Origin of the sequence: Mesorhizobium sp. M1143, assembly GCF_040318435.1 — a bacterium.
Taxonomy (GTDB): Bacteria; Pseudomonadota; Alphaproteobacteria; order Rhizobiales; family Rhizobiaceae; genus Mesorhizobium.
Genome location: NZ_JAMYMJ010000205.1, coordinates 1 through 569, shown reverse-complemented (window position 1 = coordinate 569; position 569 = coordinate 1). Strand labels below are relative to the sequence as shown.

General features: G+C 56.9%; 1 protein-coding gene. It reads left to right on the top strand.

The window, feature by feature from the left end; translation table 11 throughout:
- Positions 1 to 230: 230 nt before the first annotated feature.
- Positions 231 to 569 (top strand): VanZ family protein (locus NKH35_RS31965; protein WP_352917589.1); only part of this gene is annotated, 339 nt, incomplete at its 3' end.

The following is a 569-nucleotide window of genomic DNA, read 5'->3' as shown; positions in this document are numbered from 1 at the left end:
CGCCTTTTCGGCAGGAAACCCTCGGCCTCATCACAATGGAGGGCGACATTCGCAGCGCCCTATGGAACCATCCAGAGTGACATAGGCTGTTTCATTAACTTCCTGATGACATCAGGAGGCCTGTTAAGCATGCCAGTTGTTCGCGCTCATAGCTCAGATGCAGGTTGGAGCTCTGCCTAGTGCACCAGTATGAGAAGCGAGAACTAGGAACCGGGAGTGCTGCGAATAGATTGCCGCAGTCCAGCTTTCATCAGAGCATGGCAAGGGCTGCCTTTCTCTCCACGTTGGCAGTCGTCCTGCTGCTCGCGCTATTGCCAGACCACCTGCTGCACGCCCTCGGATTGGCCTTTACGTCTCATCACGACAAGCTCAACCACGCCGCCGCGTTCGCCACCTTGTCAGCTTTGGGTAGCCTCGGCTGGCCCCAACAGGTGGTCCGGCTGGCGGTTCTACTTGCTTTAACGGGCGCAGCGATTGAAATCCTTCAATGCGTCACAGGGCGTGACATGAGTGTCTTCGACTGGTTTGCCGACTGCGCCGGAATGGCATACGGGCTGAGAACTATGAGC